14 protein-coding genes are annotated in these 22,782 nt (G+C 67.9%); 12 read left to right on the forward strand and 2 right to left on the reverse strand.

Annotated features, from left to right (window positions below; genetic code table 11):
- The first annotated feature begins 173 nt into the window (after nt 1–173).
- On the forward strand, nt 174–2,135 hold the full coding sequence (locus AAGI91_11395; GenBank protein MEM1043220.1) for a tetratricopeptide repeat protein: 1,962 nt from the start codon (nt 174–176) through the stop codon (nt 2,133–2,135).
- 230 nt (nt 2,136–2,365) lie between these two features.
- Here the strand turns inward: AAGI91_11395 and AAGI91_11400 are convergent, their stop codons facing one another.
- Both AAGI91_11400 and AAGI91_11405 read right to left on the reverse strand, forming a co-directional pair.
- Nucleotides 2,366–2,809 (reverse strand): SxtJ family membrane protein, encoded by a 444-nt coding sequence (locus AAGI91_11400; protein ID MEM1043221.1) that lies wholly within the window; start codon nt 2,807–2,809, stop codon nt 2,366–2,368.
- Nucleotides 2,810–2,973: 164 nt separating this feature from the next.
- Nucleotides 2,974–3,132 (reverse strand): DUF5989 family protein, encoded by a 159-nt coding sequence (locus AAGI91_11405; protein ID MEM1043222.1) that lies wholly within the window; start codon nt 3,130–3,132, stop codon nt 2,974–2,976.
- Between the two features lie 226 nt (nt 3,133–3,358).
- On the opposite strand from AAGI91_11405, the gene AAGI91_11410 reads away from it, so the two are divergent.
- From AAGI91_11410 to AAGI91_11460, 11 genes are all read left to right on the forward strand, one after another.
- Nucleotides 3,359–4,429, forward strand: coding sequence for a LacI family DNA-binding transcriptional regulator (locus tag AAGI91_11410; protein ID MEM1043223.1), 1,071 nt, complete (start codon nt 3,359–3,361; stop codon nt 4,427–4,429).
- A 16-nt stretch (nt 4,430–4,445) separates the two neighbouring features.
- Nucleotides 4,446–7,367, forward strand: a complete 2,922-nt coding sequence (locus AAGI91_11415; protein MEM1043224.1) for a TonB-dependent receptor — start codon at nt 4,446–4,448, stop codon at nt 7,365–7,367.
- A gap of 60 nt (nt 7,368–7,427) precedes the next feature.
- Nucleotides 7,428–11,087: a hypothetical protein gene (locus tag AAGI91_11420; GenBank protein ID MEM1043225.1), complete on the forward strand. Its 3,660-nt coding sequence runs from the start codon at nt 7,428–7,430 to the stop codon at nt 11,085–11,087.
- A gap of 47 nt (nt 11,088–11,134) precedes the next feature.
- A complete protein-coding gene (locus tag AAGI91_11425; protein ID MEM1043226.1) occupies nt 11,135–12,163 on the forward strand; it encodes a PorV/PorQ family protein in 1,029 nt (342 codons plus the stop codon).
- Nucleotides 12,164–12,243: 80 nt separating this feature from the next.
- Nucleotides 12,244–13,908 carry a T9SS type A sorting domain-containing protein gene (locus tag AAGI91_11430; GenBank protein ID MEM1043227.1) on the forward strand — a complete coding sequence of 555 codons (1,665 nt, stop codon included), beginning with the start codon at nt 12,244–12,246 and terminating at the stop codon, nt 13,906–13,908.
- A 98-nt stretch (nt 13,909–14,006) separates the two neighbouring features.
- Complete coding sequence (locus tag AAGI91_11435) at nt 14,007–16,868, forward strand: alpha-amylase family glycosyl hydrolase (protein ID MEM1043228.1); 2,862 nt, start codon at nt 14,007–14,009, stop codon at nt 16,866–16,868.
- Nucleotides 16,869–17,081: 213 nt separating this feature from the next.
- Nucleotides 17,082–18,992, forward strand: a complete 1,911-nt coding sequence (locus AAGI91_11440) for a glycoside hydrolase family 13 protein (GenBank protein MEM1043229.1) — start codon at nt 17,082–17,084, stop codon at nt 18,990–18,992.
- An 80-nt stretch (nt 18,993–19,072) separates the two neighbouring features.
- Nucleotides 19,073–20,299 (forward strand): extracellular solute-binding protein, encoded by a 1,227-nt coding sequence (locus tag AAGI91_11445; protein MEM1043230.1) that lies wholly within the window; start codon nt 19,073–19,075, stop codon nt 20,297–20,299.
- Between the two features lie 114 nt (nt 20,300–20,413).
- Nucleotides 20,414–21,376: a sugar ABC transporter permease gene (locus AAGI91_11450; GenBank protein MEM1043231.1), complete on the forward strand. Its 963-nt coding sequence runs from the start codon at nt 20,414–20,416 to the stop codon at nt 21,374–21,376.
- A gap of 24 nt (nt 21,377–21,400) precedes the next feature.
- Nucleotides 21,401–21,787: a four helix bundle protein gene (locus tag AAGI91_11455; protein MEM1043232.1), complete on the forward strand. Its 387-nt coding sequence runs from the start codon at nt 21,401–21,403 to the stop codon at nt 21,785–21,787.
- 43 nt (nt 21,788–21,830) lie between these two features.
- Nucleotides 21,831–22,673, forward strand: coding sequence for a sugar ABC transporter permease (locus AAGI91_11460; protein ID MEM1043233.1), 843 nt, complete (start codon nt 21,831–21,833; stop codon nt 22,671–22,673).
- Nucleotides 22,674–22,782: the final 109 nt, after the last annotated feature.

The following is a 22,782-nucleotide window of genomic DNA, read 5'->3' on the forward strand; positions in this document are numbered from 1 at the left end:
ATCAAGGCGCTCGAAATCGCCGAAGAAAAGGAAGCTGTCGCACAGTACGGCTCTTCCGACAGCGGTGCGTCTCTCGGCGACATCCTGGGTGCTGCCCTGAAGCAGCAGTCCGACGACTAAGGTTTTCGCGTCCCGATCCATCGGCTCCCACTCCTCCCACTCGCCCTCCACGCATGACCACGCCCGACGCCCCGACCGGTTCGCGCCGCCTCCTGTTCACCGGCCTCATGCTGCTGGTGCCGGTGCTGTTCTTCGCGCTCCTCGAAGGCGGCCTCCGGCTCGCGGGCTACGGCGAGGACTACCCGCTCTTCACGCCCATCGAGGGCTACGAGCAGTACCTCGTCCAAAACCGCGACGTGGCAAAGCGCTACTTCGCCGCCCAGTCGAACGTCCCGACGGCGCTCCACGACGTGTTCGACGCCGAGAAGAGCGAGCGCGAGTTCCGGGTCTTCGTGCAGGGCGGCTCGACGGCAGCGGGGTTCCCGTTCTACCACGGCGGCGCGTTCTCGCGCATGCTGGAGCACCGCCTCCAGCAGACCTTCCCGGAGCGCAAGATCGAGGTCGTCAACACGGCGATGGCGGCCGTGAACTCGTACGCCCTCCTCGACCTCGCGCCGGAAATCCTCGACCAGCAGCCCGACGCGGTCCTGATCTACGCCGGGCACAACGAATACTACGGCGCGCTCGGGGTCGGCTCTACGGAGTCGCTCGGCTCGTTCCGGGGGCTCGTCAACACCTACCTCAGGCTGCGGCGCTTCAGGACGGTGCAGCTTCTGCGCGACGCGCTCGCCGGAGCCGCCGGGCTGCTTGCGGACGCGCCGGAGGGGACGGGCGAGGGCACGCTGATGGCCCGGATGGTCGGCGAGCAGGTCATCCCGTTCGGCTCGCCGGAGTACGATCTCGGTCTCCGGCAATTCCGCTCTAACCTGTCGGACCTGCTGGCGCTCTACGAGTCGGCGGACGTTCCGGTCTTCGTCTCGACGATTGCCTCCAACGAGCGCGACCAGCGGCCGTTCGAGACGGTCTTCGCTGAGGCGACGGACGAGGCGGCCTGGCACCAGCTCTACCGGTCAGGCGTCGACGCCCTCGGCGAAGGCGACGTGCCAGCAGCCCAGTCGTCGCTGGAGGAGGCGACGGCGCTCGACTCGCTCGCGGCCGAGGGGTTTTACGCGCTCGGCCGGACCCACGCCGCGGCGGGCGATACGCTCGCCGCACGCCGGGCCTACGTCGCCGCCCGCGACCGCGACGCGCTCCGGTTCCGCGCCCCGAGCGGCATGAACCAGATCATCCGCGAGGAAGCGGCCGAGCACGGCGCGACGCTCGTCGAGGCCGAGGCTGCGATCCGTCGCGCGGCCCCCGGTGGCCTCGTCGGCCGCGAGCACATGCTGGAGCACCTCCACCCGACCGTCGACGGCTACTTCCTCATCGCCGACGCCTTCTACGACGCGCTCCGCGAGGCACGCCTGATCGGAGACTGGACGCGGGCCGTGCCCGAGGACCTCGCCCGGCAGGGCCTGCTCCTGACACCGGCCGACTCGCTCGTCGGCGTGCTCCGCGTGCGGAAGCTTCTCGGCGACTGGCCGTTCCAGCCCCGCGACGCCCCGAAGCGCGCCCTCGACACCCTCACTGTGCGGACCGAGTTCGACCGGATCGTGCAGTCGCTCTACCGGACCGAGGCGACGTGGCTGGAGGCGACTGAGAAGCTGGCGACCTACTACGAGCAGGAAGGCAACGAGGCGCGCGCGGTCCAGGCCCGCGAGGCGATGGTGGCCTCCTACCCGATGCTGGCCGAGCCTCACCTCGGACTCGGCGGGCTCCACCTCCGGGCCCGCCGCCTCGACGACGCCGAACGTGCCTTTAAGCAGGCTGCAAGGCTCGACCCCGAACCGGCGGTCCCGCTCTCGATGCTCGGCGCGATCGCCCTCGAACAGGGTCGTCCTGCCGACGCCATCGCCTTGCTCGAACGCTCCCGCGAACTAAATGGGAACGACCCGCAGGTGCTCTATAACCTCAGCGGGGCCTACGCCCTCAGCCGCCGCTACGCCGAGGCGCGCGAGACCGCCTCCGCCCTCCTCGCCCGCCACCCGACCCACACCGCCGGGCAGCAACTCCTCGCCAGCCTCCCGCCGCCCTAGTCAGAGGACGGTGGACAGAGGACGGTGGACAGAGGACGGTGGACAGAGGACGGTGGACAGAGGACGGTGGACAGAGGACGGTGGACAGAGGACGGTTGGCGCGCTGCGCGATAGCCTCGGTAGTTTTCGCGGTTTTGCTTGTCCCGACCTCCCGACCTCCCGACCTCCCGACCTCCCGACCTCCCGACCTCCCGACCTCCCGACCTCCCGACCTCCCGACCTCCCGCCACTCACCAGTACCGTCGGAAGCGCTCGCTTGCCGGGTCGGCGGGGTCTCTCGGGAGCCAGTACGATTTTGCTTCGCGGTCGAGTTGGAGCCGGAGGAGGTCTTTGCCTGCCAGCCGGAGCGCGAGGCCAATCGGGACCACGAGGAGGACGAACACGAGCGTCAGCAGCACCCGCGTCATCGCGAACCCGAGGACGACGGCCAGCCCCATCCACACCCTGTATACGGGGCGCAGCACGGTCGGTACCGCGAGACCGAGAAGCGCAAGTGTCCCGCCGACGCTGCCGAAGCCGGTCGACCACGGCGTGAGCGTCCACCCGCTCCGCCACACGATGACGGCGGCAATTCCCGCGAACACACCGCCCACGACGAGGCCGAAGCTGCGCAGCGCCCGGCGGCTCGTATCCAGGGCACGGACTTCGGCGGCGATGGCGCGGAGGGCGCTCATCTCAGAGACTGTTGGGATTTCGAATGTGGCAGCGAGAGCGAGCGAAAACCGAACCCGTCGAGGCGCGGGAAGAGCCCGATGCCCCACATCGGGTGACGAGCGCAACAACGACGGGGCGGTTTGCAGCCGCTCGTAGCCCGCGAGCGTGGATCCTCAACAGTCTCTCAGAACAGCGAGTAGATGAACGGCGCGAGCGCCGAGCCCTGGGTCAGCACGATCAGCAGGCTCAGCAGGACGAGCACGAAGACGATGGGCGCGAGCCAGTACTTTTTGCGGACCCGCAGGAAGCTCCAGAACGCACGGAGGATCGAGACTTTTCCCATGAGCGGAGGCGGTCGGGCGATGGGGCAAGGTACCACCGCCACACGGCCGGGGCACTCCGGCGTGCCCAACCGTCGGGTCGGCACGCGACGGTGGTACTTTGTGCCCCGTTTCGCGCCGTCGGCAAAGGCGGTGGTCGGATTCTGCGGGGAGGGGTTGCGCCGAGGGGAATATTATGATATCATTGCGCTATGTAAGCGCTTTCATCCGGCCCGTGCTTGGGGACCCATGGCCGTCACGATCTACGACATAGCGGAGCAGGCCGGCGTCTCCATCGCCACGGTCTCGCGCGTCTTCAGCGGCCGCGCGCGCGTGGCCGACGCCACGCGGGAGCGCGTCTTCGCCGTCGCCGAGGCGCTCAACTACGAGCCGAACGTCTCGGCGCGCAGCCTCGCCCGGCAGAGCACCCGCGTCGTCTCGGCCGTCGTGCCGATGCTGACCTCGTACTTCTTCATGGAGGTCATCCGCGGCGTGCAGGACCGGCTCTCGGAGATCGACTACGACCTGCTCGTCTACGCCTCGCGCTCGCCGGAGGAGGTCGACGGCCAGCTCGCCCGCGCCATGCAGAAGGGCCGCGCCGACGGCCTCCTGCTGTGCTCGACGCCGATTGACGGGGAGCGTGCCCTCAGCCTCCAGGCCAGCCAGCTTCCCGTCGTGCTTGTGGACTCGGTCCACGCGCAGTTCGACTCGGTCTCCGTCGACAACCACGCCGGCGGGTACGAGGCGACGCAGCACCTCCTCGGCCGCGGCCACACCCGCGTCGCCATGATCGCCCCGAACCCGATGTCGGTGCCGGGCGTGGCGCGGCGCCGCGGCTACGAAGCCGCCCTCGCCGACGCCGGCCTCGGCCTGGACCCCGCCCTCGTCGTGAGCAGCGAGGACACCGAGCAGCACGGCTACACGCGCGAGGCGGGATACGCCGCCATGCAGCGCCTGCTTGCCCTCCCCTCGCCGCCCGAGGCCGTCTTTGCCGCCTCCGACGTGCAGGCCCTCGGCGCGCTCCGCGCCGCGCGCGACGCCGGGTTGCGCGTCCCCGACGACCTCGCCATGATCGGCTTCGACGACATCCGCACGAGCGCCTACGTCGGCCTCTCGACCCTCAGCCAGCCGATGTACGACATGGGCAAGATCGCCATCGACAAACTCATCGAGCGCATCGGGGCGCCGGACAACCCGGTCTCCCACACCACTTTCTCCGCCCGCCTCATCCGGCGCGAGACCTCCGGACACGTGGACGCGCCGCGTCCGCCCACCGCGCCCGCAACGGCGCGCCCTGATCCCACCGTACCCGCTTCCTGATCTGCCGCCGCGACCTATGCTTCGGATCCTCACCCTCCGCTCCGCTACGCTCGCCACCGCCTTCGTGCTGGCGCTCCTCCTGAGCGGCACCGCCGCCGCGCAGACCGGCAAGATCGCTGGGACCGTCACCGACGCTGTCACGGGCGAGCCGCTCCCCGGCGTCAACGTCTTCATCGAGGGAACCACGCAGGGGACCGCGACCGACTTCGACGGCAACTTCTCGATCATCGGGGTGCGGCCGGACACCTACGAGATCGTCTTCTCGTTCGTCGGTTACCGGAACACACGCGTCGAGGGCGTCCGCGTCTCGATCGACCTCACGACGCGGGTCGACGCCGAGCTCCAGGAGGACATCATCGAGGGCGAGGAGGTCGTCGTGACCGCCGAGCGGGCGCTCGTCCAGAAGGACCTCACCGCGACGACGGCGTTCGTCTCCGGTGACGAAATCCAGGCGCTCCCGGTCGAGAACTTCAACGAGGTCATCGAGCTCCAGGCGGGCGTCGTGGACGGGCACTTCCGCGGCGGACGCATCGGCGAGGTCGGCTACTGGGTGGACGGGCTGCCCGTCTCTGACGTGTACGACGGCGGCCTCGCCCTCGGCATCGAGAACGGGATGGTGCAGGAGGCGCAGGTCGTCACCGGTGCCTTCAACGCCGAGTACGGGCAGGCGCTCTCGGGCATCGTCAACGTCGTCACCAAGGACGGTTCGGACGACTTCGAGGGCAGCTTCACCGGCTTCCTCGGCGACTACCTCACGAGCGAGCGGGAGCTCCTCCCCGACACCCCGATTTTCCCTGGGCTGGGCGACCTCAGCATCGCGGCCGTCCAGAACGCCGAGGGCAACTTCAGCGGCCCGGTCATCCCCGGCCGGCTGTTCTTCTTCACGAGCGGGCGCTACTTCAAGAACGACGGTTGGATCTTCGGCGAGGACCGGTTCCGCTCGGACGACGTGGGCTATCTCGTCTCCGCGGACAGCATGCGCGCGCCGATCGCTCTGCTCGATTCGCTCGGGTCCGGCAGCGGCGAGCGGGTGTCGCTCAACCCGTTCGAGCGCGTCTCTGGCCAGGCCAAGCTCACGGCCCGCCTCGGGCGCGGGATGCGCCTCGCGGCCAACGTCATCGCTAGCCGCGAGGACTTCCGGGACTACGAGCTCGGCATCTTCTTCCGGCCCGAGGCCCAGCGCCAGAAGCGCCGCGACGCGCTCAGCACCTACCTCAAGTGGACCCATACGCTCTCGAACGCGACCTTCTACGACCTCGGCATCACCAACAACTACACCGAGTTCAACGACTTCCTCTTCGAGGACCCACTCGACGAGCGCTACGAAGACAACGACTTCTTCCCAACGGAATTCACGAACGCCATCAGCGGCTTCCGGGGCGGCGGCACGGACAACCGCCGGTTCTTCCGCTCGACCAACACCCTGCTCGCCAAGTTCGACCTCACGAGCCAGGTGGGCAGCGCCAACCTGATCAAGTTCGGCCTTGAGGGGCGGTACCACACGCTCAGATTCCGCGACCAAGAGGCTTTCGTGATTGAGGAACCGCCCCGCTCCGGCGGTGTGCCGGGCGGCGTGCGAGTCCGGGGGCTCATCGACAACGGGCAGTATACCTACAACCCCGTCGAGTTCTCGGCCTACGTCCAGGATAAGATCGAGCTCGGTGCCCTCATCATCAACGCCGGGCTGCGCTTCGACTACTTCGACTCCAACGGCGTCGTCTTCCGCGACCCCACGGACCCGAATGCGGTCTTCCTCAGAAACCGTCGCATCGTCCGCAACATGGACGGCCTGCCGATCGGTGCGGACGGCAACCCGATCCTGGACGAGGACGGCAACCCGATCCTCGACCCCGAGCGCGATGAGAACGGTGAGTTCCAGTTCTACCTCGACGAGAACGGCAACGTCACCAACTTCACCCCCGACGAGGCGTTCGAGGCCGCCGAGAGCTCGTTCCAGGTCTCGCCGCGCCTCGGCGTGGCCTTCCCGATCACGGCCGGCGGCGTGGTGCACTTCTCCTACGGGCAGTTCTTCCAGACGCCTAACTTCGAGCTTCTGTACCAGAACCCGTACTTCAACCTCAGCAACAGCGGCTCAGGGCTCATCGGGCTGATCGGCAACGCGAACCTCCGGCCCGAGCAGACCGTCCAGGGCGAGATCGGGCTGAAGCAGACGCTCACCGCGAGCTCGGCGATCGAGGTGACGGCCTACTACCGCAACATCCGCAACCTCACCGGCACCGCCACCGATCCGATCCAGGTCGAAGGCACCTCGGCGCGCTACGGCCAGCTCGTCAACTCGGACTTCGGCTTCGTGCGCGGCCTCATCCTCCGGTTTGACCAGCGCATCGGGACGAGCCTCTTCGCCGGCCTCGACTACACGTTCCAGGTGGCGCGGGCGAACGCGTCCGACCCTGACGCTGCCTACAACGCCGCCGCGACGGACCGCCGCCTCGTCGAGCAGCAGATCCTCCCGACGAGCTGGGACCAGCGCCACACGTTCACCGCCTCGCTGACCTACGACAACGCCCGGTTCGACGCCGGCTTCGGGCTCCTGATGAGCTACGGCTCCGGCCAGCCCTTCACGCCGAGCCGCACCGCGCAGCAGACCGGCGGTGCCGGCTCCAGCGTCCCCGGCCGCCTGCTCCTCAACTCCGACACCAGGCCCTCGACCGTCAACGTCAACCTGACAGCCTACAAGAACATCCCACTCTTCGGGGACCACAAGGCCCAGATCTTCACCAAGGTGGACAACCTCCTCGACACGCGCAACGAGAACGACGTCTTCAGCAACACGGGCCGCGCCACCTACTCGCTCGACCGCAACGTGGCCGAGGGCAGCTTCTTCGGCGACCCGGCTCTGCTGAACCGCAACTTCGTGCAGCCGGGCTTCTTCAGCCAGCCACGCCGCGTCGTCCTCGGCCTCCGCTACAACTTCTGACCCTGCCCCCGCGCCCGACCGCTGCCCGACGCGCGGCACCGGTCCGCTGACCTGAACCCTATGACCCGCCCGACCTCCGCGCTTCTGCTCGCCGCTGCCGCCTTCGCGCTGGCGCTCCCCGCGCTGGCGCAAGACCGCGAAGACCTCCCGGCCTTCCTCTTCGATCCGAGCTTCTACGGCAACCGCACGTTCGAGAAGAGCGCCGAAATGGACGGCAACGAAGTCGCCCTGACGTTCTTCAACTACGGCCTGCTCGGCGGGACCGGCGAAATCCGGGGCAACTGGCCGAAGGGCTCCCAGAACTTCTACATCGGCGACGTGCTCCCGGTCGTCGCCGTAGAAGTGCCGGTCGACAGTGACGGCGATGGTCAGCCGGACCAGCTCCAGGTCAACACCGTCACCACGCGCGGGCCGCGCGCCGGGGCTGACGGCCCGCCGGGCCAGAGCAGCATCTTCTGGGGCTTCGAAGCCAAGCCCGGCTTCGCCTCCGACCGCTTCATCGACGACGAAGGCGAGGTCCAAGCCAACGACCGCCCGGCCCTCTCGACCTCGCCCGAGACCTGGCCCGACCAGTGGCCCGACCAGCCGACCTGGATCAACCCCTCCACTGGCGAGGCCGACTGGAACGGCTTCTTCGGGCGCAACCAGTTCAACGCCGACCTGGAGACCTACTTCTGGATGGACGACAACAACGACGAGGAGATCACGAACGAGCAGGGCTTCGGCTTCGGCTCGTTCGTGGCGGACTCGCTCCGGCCACAGCGCGGCGGGCTGGGCCTGGAGATGGAAGTGCGCGGCCTCCAGTGGAGCCAGTTCCTCGCCGAAGACGCCATCTTCTGGCTCTACGAGGTCACCAACACCAGCACCACGACCTACCCCCGCGTCGCCGTCGGTCTGACCGTCGGGACCCTTGCCGGTGGCGACGGCGACTCGCAGGACGACCTCGCCTTCTTCGACCAGGCCAACCGGATCGTCTACTCGTGGGACAACGACAACTCGGGCAACGAGAACCAGGAGGTCGGCTACGTCGGCTACGGCTTCCTCGAAAGCCCGGGCGACGCGAACAACGGCATCGACGACGACGGCGACGGCGACCCCCTGACCGCGCTGGGCCTCGACATCGACGGCGTGCCGTTCATCCCGCTCTCGCTTGCGGGCCAGGGCAACGTCTTCGACCAGAGCGACTTCCAGCCGCGCACGCTCGCCGAGGGCGACCCGCTCATCCTGATCGACGACCAGACCGGCGCACGCTCCGTCGTCTACCTCGGCGCGGGCGAGACGACGGTCGTGTCGCAGGGCCGGAGCTACACCGTCCGTCCCGGCGACACCATCCTCGAGCCGCAGACCACGATCCAGGGCCAGACGGTCGGCAGCGAGGTCGTCATCACCGAAAAGAACCTCGTCGACGACGACCTCGACGGGATCATCGACGAGGACGTCAACCTCCACTTCGAGCGCCGGGCGCAGAACCTCCAGGGCGAGATCGAATTCCTGCCCGCCCTCCGCTTCGCCGACTACGTCGGCTTTGCCCGCGCCACCGAGAATCGCACGCCGACGAGTGCCGACTCGGCGGCCTTCGGCCTGCTCAACCCGCTGCTCGACGAGCGCCGCGACGACGGCGTCGACAACGACGGCGACTGGGACGCCAACAGCGACGACGTGGGAGCCGACGGCCAGGCCGGCACCGGCGACGCGGGCGAGGGCGACGGCGTCCCCTCCCCCGGCGAGCCCAACTTCGACGCGCTCGACGTGACCGAGAGCGACCAGGTGGGCCTGTCGTCGTTCTTCTACTTCAACCCGCCCGGCGCGATTCGGATGAACGACGACCAGCGCATCTGGGAGGCGATGAGCCCCGGCTTCTTCACCTCGAACGAGGAGTTAGCCCAGCAGCAGGGCGCTGGCGGCGTCGACGGCGACTTCATCTTCTCCTCCGGCTACTTCCGCCTGGAGCCGGGCCAGACGCTCCGCTTCTCGCTCGCCACGGTCTTCGGCAACGACCTCGAAGACATCACCAACAACACCCAGACCATCCAGGAGATCTACGACCGGAACTACCAGTTCGCCCGCCCGCCGGACCGGTGCAACCTCAGCGCCGTACCCGGCGACGGCCAGGTGACGCTGTTCTGGGACTCCACGCCCGAGGCGTCCATCGACCCGATCCTCGGGATGGACTTCGAGGGCTACCGCATCTTTAAGAGTACGGACCCCTTCTTCAACGATCCTACGCGCCTGACGGACGTCTTCGGAAACCCGACCGGTATCCGTGTTGCCGATTTCCAGTACGACCTCGACAACGGCATCAACGGCGCCTTCATCTCGAGCGACCCGCGCGTGCGCGGCGTTCCGTTCCCGCTCGGCGAGGACACGGGGCTTCAGTACTCGGTCGTTGATGAGGACGTGAACAACGGGCAGCGCTACTACTACGCGTGCACGGCCTACGACCGGGGCTCGCCGGACTTCTACCCAGCCGAGAACAACTTCGCCGTCAGCGTCCGCGAGACCGGCGAGGTCGTCACCGGCCAGAACGTGGTCGAGGTTGTCCCGAACGCGCCGGTTGCCGGCTACCAGGAGGGGCGGATCGAGGGCGACGTCGATATGACGGCTGGCTCCGCCACGGGCGAGGTCCGCGCCGAAATCCTCGACCCGCGCATGGCCGACGTGGGCCGCTCCTACCGGCTGACCTTCAAGAGCGCGGACGGCGGCCCCGTCGCCGACAGCTTCTTCGTCGAGACCGGCGGCGATACCGTGGCCGAGGCTCCGGTCGATGACGAACTAGCGACCGTCTTCGACGGCATCCGCTTCCTGTTCGACAACGACGAGACCCAGATCTTCCGCGACACGACGGCGAACGCGCCGGCGAACGACACCGACACCGGCTTCCTCAGCACCAGCCAGAACGGCCTGCTGAGCATGTTCACGAGCCGGATCAACATCGACAACCCGTTCCCGCGCGAGTGGCGCTACCAGGGGTCGCTCGCGCCGTACGACTACGAGATCCGGTTCAGCGATGACTTCATCGGGCAGTCGGAAGGTGGCTTCGCGCTCGGCTCGGGCAGCAGCGCACCGATGGCCATAGCGAAGGAGACCAACTTCACCGTCGAGAACGTCACGCTCGGGGAGACGGCGGAGTTCGTCTTCCTCGAGAACAGCGCGGCGACGCGCAACGGCATCTTCGACGCCTACGAGTTCATCTTCATCTACGAGGACCTCGACGGCGACCCCACGACGCCGACCGAGCCGACGTACATCGTCCGTCCCAGCAACACGACGGCCGACGGGTCCTTCCCCGGCGCGGGCGATGTGTTCAAGCTCGCCACGCTCAAGCCGTTCTCACCGCGCGACAAGTTCACCTTCTCGACGACCGCGTCGAGCGTGGACGACGACGCGGCCGACGCCCAACTCGACCAGATCCGCGTCGTGCCCAACCCCTACGTGGCGGCCGCCTCGTGGGAGCGCCCGCTCCCGCAGACCATCAACAGCGGGCGCGGCGAGCGGCGCGTAGACTTCATCAACCTGCCGCGCGACGCCCGCGTCCGGGTCTACAACGTGCGCGGGGCCCTCATCTGGGAAGGCCGCCACGAGAGCGGCATCGACGACGGGACGTTGAGTTGGAACCTGCGCTCGCGCGAAAATCTGGACGTGGCCTACGGGGTCTACTTCTACCACGTCGAGGCCCCGAACGTCGGGACCAAGACCGGCAAGCTGGCCCTTATCAAGTGACGAACGGCGAAGGCCGAACGACGAACGGCACCAGAACGGACACCACCATGACTAGAACGATACTTTTCTCTGCGCTCCTCGCCCTCGCGGCGCTGCCGGTGCAGGCGCAGGACAAGGTCGGCACGACGGCGGCTCCGTTCCTGGGCCTCGGCGTCGGGGCGCGGGCGACGGCGATGGGCGGGGCGCAGGTCGCCCAGGCGCAGGGGCCGAGTGCGCTCTACTGGAACCCCTCGGCCATCACCGCGATGACCGCCAACGGCGCGGAGTTCTCCAACTCCGAGTGGTTCGTCGACTCACGTCACCAGCACGCGGCGATCGTCTTCAACGCGGGCAGCCTCGGCCACTTCGGCATCCAGGTGATCGCACTCGACTACGGCGACGAACCGGTGACAGTAATCCAGCAGTGCGACCGGGACAACCCTGTCTGCGAGACGGGCGAGCTGTGGGACGCGCTCGACCTCGCCGTCGGCGTCTCGTACGCCCGTGCGCTCACCGACCGCTTCTCGGTCGGCGGGACGGCCAAGTTCGTCCGCCAGCAGATCTGGAACGAGTCGGCCAACGGCCTCGCGCTCGACCTGGGTGTGCTCTACGACACCCGGTTCCAGGGCATCCGCATCGGCATGTCGATGACCAACTTCGGGACAGACATGCGGCTGGCCGGGCCGGACCTCCGGCGGGCCGTCGACATCGAGCCCGAGGAGAACGGCAACAACCCGCGCAACGCGGCCAACCTGGAGGTCGACGAGTGGGCCATGCCGCTCATCTTCCGGGTCGGCGTCTCGGTCGTCCCCTTCCAGACGGCCGACCAGCGCGTGACGGTCGCCGCCGACGGCAACGCCCCGAGCGACGCCGGCCAGAGCGCCAACTTCGGCGCGGAGTACGCCTGGCGCGACCTCCTCTTCGTGCGCGGCGGCTGGCGCCAAGCCTTCGGCCCGGCCGAGGACGGCGGCTGGACCGCTGGCTTCGGGCTACGCTACGCCCTCACCCGCCGCCTCGCGGGCTACTTCGACTACGTCTTTCAGAACTACGAACCGTTCGGCACCCCGCAGATGTTCACCGTCGGGGTGACGTTCTGAGCTAGACGGCACGGCCCCGGCTCCGCGGCGCTACCGCGCGGCCGGGTTTTCCCCTCCAACACACAACGAGGTACTACACCATGCAACATGCTACACGCCACCTCCTCCTGGGGACGGCGCTTCTGCTTGCGGCCCCTGCCTGGGCGCAGAGCGACGTCGTCTTCCAGGTGGACATGAACACGGCCATCGAGCGCTGCGCCTTCACGCCCGGCGAGAGCGAGGCCAGCGTCCCCGGCTCGTTCAACGAGTTCAACACCGGGGCCGACCTCCTCAACGACGACGGCACGAACGGCGACGCCACCGCCGGCGACGGCATCTACTCGACTACGCTCTCGCTCGCCGACGGCCCCATCGAGTACAAGTTCTGGGGCACCGACCCGCTTGGCTGGGAGGACAACCAGAGCACCGACAGCGGCAACCGCGAATTCGAGGTCGAAGGCCCGGCCACGCTTCCCGTCGCCGACTACTTCAAGGCCGACGGCATCAGCGACCAGTGCGACGCGGCGCTCTTCGAAGTCATCTTCGAGGTCGACATGTCGGTGCAGGCGCTGATTGGAGACTTCGACCCGGAGACCGACATCGTCACCGTCGCGGGCGAGTTCATCAACGGCTGGAATAACGCCGCCGACACGCTCGTCCAGGACCCCTTCAACCCCGACATCTACGTCGGCCTCGTCGAGGTGGAACTGACGGCCCCGAGCACGCAGAACTACAAGTACATCATCGGCGAGCCGGAAGACGCGGCCCCCGACGGCTGGGAGAGCGGCGAGAACCGCACCTTCGAGGTCACCGGCGACGAAACCGACCAGAGCGGCAACGGCATCCCCGAAGTCAACGTCCCGGTCCGCTTCTTCAACGACCTCACGCCGGACCAAATCCTCACCGAGGACGCCACGGTCGTCTTCGAGGTGGACCTCCGCCCGGCCTACTACTTCCTCGAAGACAACGGCCTCCTTCCGGCCGACACGCAGACCGGCCAGACCATCGAGTCCCTCGACGGCCTGTTCATCAACGGCCCCGTCTCCAACGGCGACGGCCTGACTGACTGGGCGACATGGGGCGAGGACCTCGCGGCCATCTCGACGCGCGAGCTTCTCGACGACGGGACGCAGGGCGACGTGACCGCTGGAGACTCGGTCTTCTCGATCACCTACACCTACACCGCTGGCTCGCCGAAGGCGCTCGTCGGCAAGCACGGCGTCAACGGGTTTGACAACGAGGGCGGCTTCGGGGCCGACCAGAACTTCGCCATCGAGGAGGGCCAGCAGACCGTGCGCTCGGTCTTCGGCGCGGTGCTCCAGAACGACGGCACCTACACCGACGACAGCGGCCCGAACGGGCCGGGCGGCGACTTCTCGCAGGCCTACGATCCGTACGCGCTCATCGACAACGACGCCGACCCGGCGACGGTCGTAGCCGTCCGCAGCGGCGGCGAAGCCGACAACGAGCCGTCGTCCGTCGAAGGCACCGGCGTCGTCCCGGTCGCGGCTGAGCTTCGGGGCAACTACCCGAACCCGTTCGTGGGCCGGACGACGTTCGAGTACGCCCTCCCCGAGAGTGGGGCGGTGCACCTCGCGGTCTACGACCTCACGGGCCGCCTCGTGGCCGTGCTCGTCGATGCCGTCCAGACGGCCGACACGTACCGCGTGTCGTTCGACGCGGCGGGCCTCGCCTCGGGCGTCTACCTCACCCGCCTCCGCGCGGGCGACGCCGTCTTCAGCCAGCGCCTCACGGTGCTGAACTGACGCCTCGGAGCACCCGCTCCTGCCTCGCCCCCCATCTCCGCCGCGCGCGGGGATGGGGGGACCGAGGCCCTCGATTTAGCAAAACAAAGGGTATCTCTGTGCTGCACCGTCTCTGCCTCCTCGCTCTCCTCCTCACCCCGGCGGCCGCGCTCGCGCAGGGCACGCTCGACGTGACGTTCCGCTTCCTGCCGGACCTGGCCTCGCCCGAGATCGAGCCGGTCGTGCGGGCGTTCCTCCCCGGCGAGTTCAACGACTGGGGACCCAACGACGGCGGGCAGATCGACATCGGTGCGCCGTCGCTGATGACCTACGACGCGGACGAGAACGAATACCGCTACACCGTTGCTCTCACAACCGGACAGAGCTACGAGTACAAAGTCCACTACCAGCAGAACCAGGCCGGCACGAACTGGGTCTGGATCACCGACCCGCTCAACCCGCTCACCGACGGCAGCCCGTTCAACGACTCGGTCGTTGAGGTCGCCGACCCGATGGTGTTCCAGCTTGCCCGGGAGGAGAACGCGACGGGCCAAATCGCGGCCGTGTCGGCGGGCATCTTTGGGACCGAGGCCATCGAGGAACTCCAGTTCCAGGTGAACGACGGGCCGCTTCAGGACGGGCTGGCCTTCCTCGACACCGAGACGGGCCTCTTCCGCTACACGCTTCCCGAGCCGACCGCCGCCCCCGGCTTCCTCCGCGTCGTCGCCGAGGACGCGCTCGGGCGCAGCGCCGAGGCCGAGATCGGGATCGTCCCGCCGGATGTGGTCGACGCCGCGCGCCCCGACGGGCTCGAAGACGGCATCACCTACGTCGACGGCTCGACGGTCCGGCTCTCGCTCTTCGCGCCGTTCAAGAACTTCGTCCACGTCGTCGGCGACTTCAACGACTGGACCGCCGACGCGGCCTCGCTGATGCGCCGCGACGCCGACGCCGCCTCCGGGGCCGACTCGGTCTGGTGGTGGATCGAACTGGACGGCCTCACGCCCGGCGAGCCGGTCGCCTTCCAGTACCTCATCGACGGCGACCTCCGTATCGCCGACCCCTACTCCGCACTCGTCCTCACGACCGACGACGAGTTCATCCCGGACGCGGCCTTCCCCAACCTGCCGCCCTACCCGTCCGAGGCCGCCGGCCGGCCCGCGACCCTCATCACGCCCGGCGCTACACCCTACGACTGGCAGGTGAACGACTTCGAGCGTCCGGCGCAGGAAGAGCTCGTGATCTACGAACTCCTCGTCCGCGACTTCATCGCCGCGCACGACTACGACACGCTCGCCGACACGCTCGACTACCTCGACCGCCTCGGCGTCAACGCCATCGAGCTGATGCCGGTGGCCGAGTTCGGCGGCAACCTCAACTGGGGCTACCAGCCGACCTTCCACCTCGCGCTCGACAAGTACTACGGCCCGCCGGAGCAGTTTAAGGCGTTCGTCGACGCGGCCCACGCGCGCGGCATCGCGGTGCTCCTCGACGTGGTCTACAACCACGCCGACGGCCCCTCGCCGCTCGTCGACCTCTACGGCTGCACCGAGGCGTCGCTCTACGCCAACAGCCCGGCGCGCCACCCGTTCAACGTCTTCTGCGACCTCGACCACACGAGCCCCGCCGTGCAGGCGTGGCTGGACCGCGCCAACCGGTGGTGGGTCGAGGAGTACCGCGTCGACGGCTACCGCTTCGACCTCTCGAAAGGGTTCATGCAGACCGGCCCGTGGGACGGCTTCAACCCCGAGCGGATCGGGCTGCTGACGCGGATGGCCGACGCGCTCTGGGCCGTCGACGACGACGCGCTCATCATCCTGGAGCACCTCAACCCGAGCGCCCAGGAGAACCTCGAACTCGTCAACTTCGGGCGCGACCGTGGGCTGCCGGGCATGATGCTCTGGAACAAGATGACCGACCCGTACAACGAGAGCACGATGGGCTACCTCGACGGGGGCAGCGACCTGAGCAGCACCTACCCGCCGCAGTGGATCGGTGGGATGCCGGTCGCGGGCGCGGTGACCTACATGGAGAGCCACGACGAGCAGTGGATGATGTTCAAGAACCGCACCTTCGGCAACAGCGCGGGCAGCTACGACATCACGGACCTGAACACGGCCCTCGACCGGCAGAAGCTCGCCGGGGCGTTCTTCTTCACCGTGCCCGGCGCGCGGATGATGTGGCAGTTCGGCGAGGTCGGCTACGGCGGCGGCCCCGGCGAGTGCCTCAAGCCCGGCGACGGCTCGAACGGCGACTGCCCCGCCTTCGCCCCGAGCCGCACCGGCCCGAAGCCGATCCGCTGGAACTACGCCGACGAGCCCGACCGGCGCAACCTCTACGAGACGTGGGCGGCGCTCATCAACCTGCGAAACGACTACGCCCTCTTCACGAGTCCCGACACCGAGGTCACCCTCGAAGTCGGCAACAACGACGCCACGCGCTCGATCACGCTCACCCTGGCCGACGCGCCGGACGGCGAGCCGAGCGCGGCGGTGATCGTCGGCAACTTCGGCCTCCAGGCGCGCGACATCGCCCAGGCCTTCCCGGCGAGCGGGACGTGGTACGAGTTCTTCACCGACACCGAGCGTGAACTGAGCGGCACGAACGCGTCGGTGGTCCTCGACCCCGGCTTCGCGCGCGTCTTCACCGACGTGGACGTGCCCTCACCCGCCGGCGGTATCTACGTCGTGGACGACGAGGCCGGGCCGGGCACGCCGCTCGCCTTCGGCCTCGACGCGGCCTACCCCAACCCGTTCGCGAGTGCTGCGACGATTGGCTACACGCTGGCCGCGCCGAGCGCCGTCCGGCTGGAGGTCTACGACGTGCTCGGCCGCCGCGTCGCGGTCCTCGCCGACGGCCTGCTGCCGGCCGGCACGCACCGCGCTGTGCTCGACGGGTCTAGCCTGCCGAGCGGGACGTACGTCGTCCGTCTCACCGCCGGGGCCGACTCCGCCACCCAGAAACTGCTGCTCCTGCGCTAGCGAAACCTCTTCCCCTACCCCCTCCCGCCACCTCAAACGATGTCGGCCTCTTTTCTTCCTCGAACCGTCATCCCGGCCCCCGAGCCGGGACCCACCGTCCGGCTCCGTCCTCTGGGTCCCCGCCTGCGCGGGGATGACGAGTATAGAGGTCTGAAGTTGAGTCGGTGGCTTCTGACGCTCACTCTTGGCTTGCTCGCTGGCTGCGGCCGCACCGTGCCCGTCGAAGTCCTCGACGTCGAGGTCGAAGTCCTCGACGTCGAGGCGGAGCCAGACACGGTCGTCCTGGCGATGATGGCCGACGGGCCAATGACGGTCACCCGCACGGCGGACACGCGCGCCGCGGACAACGTGCCTAGCTGGGCCGCCGACGCGGTCTTCTACCAGCTCTTCCCCGAGCGCTTCCGCAACGGCGACCCGTCGAACGACCCGACCCGCGAATCGCTGGAGACGCCCATCGACCGGGTGCGCAAGGACTGGGCGCTCACGCCGTGGACCGGCGACTGGTACGCCCGCGCGGGCTGGGAGGCCGAGACCGGCGACGACTTCTACGAGAACGGCGTCTTCGACCGGCGCTACGGCGGCGACCTCCAGGGCGTGATCGACAAGCTCGACTACCTCGCCGACCTCGGGATCAACACGATCTACTTCAACCCGGTCTTCTACGCCCGCTCGCTCCACAAGTACGACGGCAACACCTTTCACCACGTCGACCCCCACTTCGGGCCCGACCCCGAGGGCGACTTCGCGCTCATGGCGACCGAGACGAGCGACCCGGCGACGTGGCACACGACCGCCGCCGATCAGCTCTTCTTCGACATGCTCGGCGAGGCCCACGCGCGCGGCATCCGCGTCGTCATCGACGGCGTGTGGAACCACACCGGGCGCGACTTCTTCGCCTTCCGGGACCTCCGCCGCGAGCAGGCCGCCTCGCCCTACGCCGACTGGTACATCGTCGAGGCCTTCGACGACCCGGCGACGGACGAGAACGAGTTCACCTACGAGGGCTGGTGGGGCTTCGAAACGCTCCCCGTCTTCGCCGACACCGACGACGGCACCGACCTCCACCCCGGCCCGAAGCAGTACGTCTTCGACGCGACCGCCCGCTGGATGGACCCCAACGGCGACGGCGACCCCTCGGACGGCATCGACGGCTGGCGGCTCGACGTGGCAAACGAGGTCCCCGTTCCGTTCTGGACCGACTGGAACGCGCACGTCCGCTCGCTCAACCCCGAAGCCTACACCATCACCGAAATCTGGGAGGAAGCGGGCGACTTCATCCGCGAGGGCGGCTTCTCGGCCACGATGAACTACCACGGCTTCGCCTACCCCGTCAAAGGCTTCCTGGTCGACGGCACGCTCGCCCCCTCCGACTTCGCCGACGACCTCAACACCCGGCGCGCGCACTACCCCGAGCCCGTCCAGCAGGCACTCCAGAACCTCGTCGACTCCCACGACACCGACCGCATCGCCTCGATGACCGTCAACGCAGGCCGGTTCGACTACGAGGCACCCGACCGGTTCGACTACGACTGGGGCGGGCGCGTCTCGCCGCGCGGCGGGCTGGACTACGACGTCCGCGCCCCGAACGACGCCGAGCGCGACCTCCAGCGGCTCGTTGCGCTCATGCAGATGACCTACGTCGGCGCGCCGATGGTCTACTACGGCACCGAGGCCGGGATGTGGGGCGGCGACGATCCCGACGACCGCAAGCCGATGGTCTGGGCCGACCTGGCCTACGACGACGAGTGCGCCGACCCGCTCGCCCGCGAGCGCGCCTGCGATCCCGTAGCGTTCGACGCCGACCTGTTCGCCTTCTACCGAGACGTGATCGCGCTTCGCAACGAGCGCGAAGCGCTCCGCCGAGGCGACTTCGAGGTGCTGCTCGCCGACGACGAGCGCGAGGTGCTGGCCTTCGCCCGGACGCTGGGCGACGAGCAGCACCTCGCGGTGTTGAACCGCAGCGACGAGGCCCACAGCCTTTCCCTCGACAAGCCGATGGCGGGATCGTACCGCCGCGTCTTCGCCACCACCGACGGGCCGCTGCGCGTGCAGGAAGACGAGACGGGCCTGATGCTCGAACTCCCGGCGCGTACCGGCGTCGTCCTCAGCCGCGAGGAGGGGTAATGGTCGGCCCTGGTGTCCATACCAACCGACGGCGTAGGGGCGCAGCATGCTGCGCCCCTACCGGATGGTGCGGCGTATTTGTGCTAGCTCTCATTCTGATCCTAGCGGCAGGGTGCGGACCCGAGGACACGCGGACGCAGCTTCGCATCTGGCACCAGAAGACCGGAGCCGAGCGCGACTTCTTCAACGAACGCATCGCCGACTACAACGCGGCCCACCCCGGCCTCAACGTCGAGGCCCTCTACCGCGAGACCGAAGAGCTGCGCCGCCTCTTCGTCGTCGGCTCGGTCGGCGGGCAGGGGCCGGACCTGATCTTCGGGCCGGCGGACAACGTCGGCATCCTCGCCCTCACCGAGACCATCAGGCCGCTGGGCGAAGTGCTGCCCGACAGCATCCTCGCCCGGTTCACCGACGAGGGCGTCGTCCGGTGGTCGCCTGACGCCTCGGGCGAGGGCACGCCCTGGCTCCTCGCCGACCAGATCGGCAACCACCTCGTCCTCGTCCACAACAAGGCGCTCCTCCCCGAGCCGCCCGCGACGATGGACGAGTACGTCGAGATGCTCCAGGCCAGCACGGTCGACGAGGACGGCGACGGGCGGCCCGACACCTATGGGCTGACGTGGAACTACCGCGAGCCGTTCTTCTTCATCCCCTTCCTCACCGGCTTCGGCGGGTGGGTGATGGACGAGGACGGCACCCCGACGCTCGACAACGAGGCCACCGTCCGCGCCATCCGCTTCGTGCTCGACCTCCGCGACCGCTACCAGGTGATTCCGGGCGAGAGCGACTACGAGGTCTCCGAGACGCTCTTCAAGGAGGGCCGCGCCGCGAGCATCATCAACGGCCCCTGGGCCTGGGCCGGCTACGGCGACTCCGGGGTCGACTACGGCATCGCCCCGCTCCCGCTCGTGACTGAGACCGGTGCCTGGGCCGCCCCGATGATCGCGGCCAAAGGCTACTCGGTCAACGCCAACGTCCCGGACGCAAAGCTGCCCGTCGTGCGCGACCTGCTGCTCTACCTCACCGGTACCGAGGTGCAACGGGCGATGGCCGAGGAGCTTGCTACGATCCCGACGCTCCGCACCGTCCGCAACAGCAACGCCGTAGCGAACAACCCCGAGCTTCAGGCCTCGCTCGCTGCCGCCGAGAAAGGCCGGGCGATGCCGATTGCGCCGCAGATGCGCCAGGTGTGGGACGGGATGCGCGGCCCCTACCAGCTCGTGATGAACGGGGCCGTGACGCCCGAAGAGGGCGCGCGGCTGATGCAGGAGAACGTCGAAAAACTCATCGCCGACACGTTTTTGTAGGCATGGAAGAGAGGACGAACGGAAGAGCGGAACAGGGTGCTTCGTACCGAGCACCGTCATGTGCGCGTGCCTTCTTCCGCTCTTTCCCGCTTTCGCTCTTCCGCTCCTGAACTCATGCTCGAAGCGAAACCCATAACAGCCGGACTAGAGGTGCAGGAGCGCGCCGCGGAAGACGCTGCGCCCGTCAAGACGCGGGAAGCGCGGCAGCGGACCTTCTTCCTCTGGGGCCTCCTCGGGCCGACGGTCCTGATCGTCCTCGCGGTCGTGGCGTACCCGTTCGTCTACAACGTGGTGCTGTCGCTCTCGAACATGAACATCGTCCACATCCGCGACTGGGAGGTGATCGGGCTCCAGCAGTACGCCTCGGTGCTCGCCGAACCGGCGGTGTGGGCGGTGTTCTTCAAGACGGTTGTCTGGACGCTCGTCAACATCGTCTTCCACGTCGGCCTTGGGGTGTGGCTGGCGGTGATCTTGAACAAGGCGTTCATCGTCGGCAAGCCCGCGTGGCGGGTGCTGCTGATTCTGCCGTGGGCGCTGCCGCAGTACATCACGGCGCTGACGTGGCGCGGCATGTTCAACTACGAGTACGGCGCGGTCAACCTCATTGCAGGCGTCTTCGGTGCCGAGCCGGTGGCGTGGCTGACGAGCCCGCTTGAGGCGTTCGTAGCGGTTATCCTTACCAACATCTGGCTCGGCTTCCCGTTCATGATGGTCGTCGCGCTCGGCGGCTTGCAGTCGATTCCGGGCGAGCTCTACGAGGCGGCCGACGTAGACGGGGCGAGCGAGTGGACTAAGTTCTGGCAGATCACGGCCCCCCTCCTCCGGCCCGTGATGATCCCCGCGATCACGCTCGGCATCGTGTGGACGTTCAACAACATCAACGTCGTCTGGCTGGTCTCCAACGGCGGCGAGCCGAACGACCAGACCCACATCCTCGTCAGCTACGTCTACGAGGCGGCGTTCTCGATGTACCGCTTCGGCTGGGCGGCGGCGCTCTCGATGGTCATCTTCGGCATCCTGTTTCTCTTCACCCAAGTCTTCCTCAAGAGGACGAACGCGACGGAAGCCGCCTACTAGAAGATAGAGAATGGAGGATCGAAGATGGCAACGATTAAGAGCTTCCGAGACCTTGATGTTTACAGGATGAGTCTGCGGCAGGCAAGAGCGATTTTTGACGCAACGAAGGCGTTCCCGTCCGAGGAGAGGTATTCGCTGACCGATCAGATCCGCCGCTCGTCGCGGGCGGTCGGGGCGATGCTGGCCGAGGCGTGGGCGCGGCGGCGGTATCCGGCGGCGTTCGTGAACAAGATCAACGAAGCGCTCGGCGAGGCAATGGAGACGCAGGCGTGGCTCGACCACGCGCGCCTGTGCAGTTATCTCGACGACGAGCAGTATCACGACCTGGACGACGCGTGGCAGCGGATCGGAGGCAAGCTTCGCCGCATGGAACAGCGCGCCGACACCTTCTGCACCCCAACGGTGAAGTGACTCATCCATCCTCCATATTCAACCCTCTATCATCCGTCCTTCCGTGAGCACCCGCGCCCGCAATAACCTCGGCGGCATGGTCTGGGCCTACGCGGTCCTCGCCGTCTTCGCGTTCGTCTCGGTCTACCCGATCACGCGCATCATCACGGTCAGCCTCCGTCCCGGTGACCGGCTGCTCTCGACGTCCCTCGAGTTCATCCCCGACGGCGCGACGCTCGACAACTACCGCACCCTCCTCTTCGAGACGCCGTTTCTGCGGTGGCTCTTCAACTCGATGCTGGTCTCGGTCGTCGTCACCATCACCGGCGTCGCCCTCGCCTCGACGGCGGGGTATGCGCTCAGCCGGTACAAATTCCGGGGCCGCAACTCGATGCTCGGCGGGCTGCTCATCACGCAGATGTTTCCGGCGACGATGCTGCTGCTCCCGCTCTACGTCGTGCTGATCAACCTCAAGCTGCTCGACTCCTACCTCGGCCTCGTCGTCATCTATTCGGCGACGGCGCTGCCGTTTTGCGTGTGGCAGATGAAGGGGTACTACGACACGATCCCGCCCGCACTCGAAGAGGCCGCGCGGATCGACGGGTGCACGCCGTGGCAGGCGTTCTACCGGGTAATCTTCCCGCTCGCCGCCCCCGCGCTCGTCATCACCGCCCTGTTCTCGTTCATGACGGCGTGGAATGAGTACGTCGTGGCGAACGTGGTGCTGCAGGACACGGCGATGTTCACGCTCCCGCTCGGGCTGAAGATGTTCCAGAACGACATGTCGACGCAGTGGGGGCTCTACGCCGCCGGGGCGCTCTTGGTCTCGATCCCGGTCGTCGGCCTCTTCCTCGTCCTCAGCCGGTACCTTATCTCGGGCCTCACGCTCGGGGCCGTTAAGGGGTAGAGGATAGAGAATAGAAGATGGAGAATAGCGCGGCAATCCCAACTGGAACAGCCATCCTCTATCGTCCATCCTCCATTCCCCGCGTGCTCCACTAAGACATCGACACGAA

Source organism: Bacteroidota bacterium (genome assembly GCA_038746285.1).
Lineage (GTDB): Bacteria > Bacteroidota > Rhodothermia > Rhodothermales > JANQRZ01 > JANQRZ01.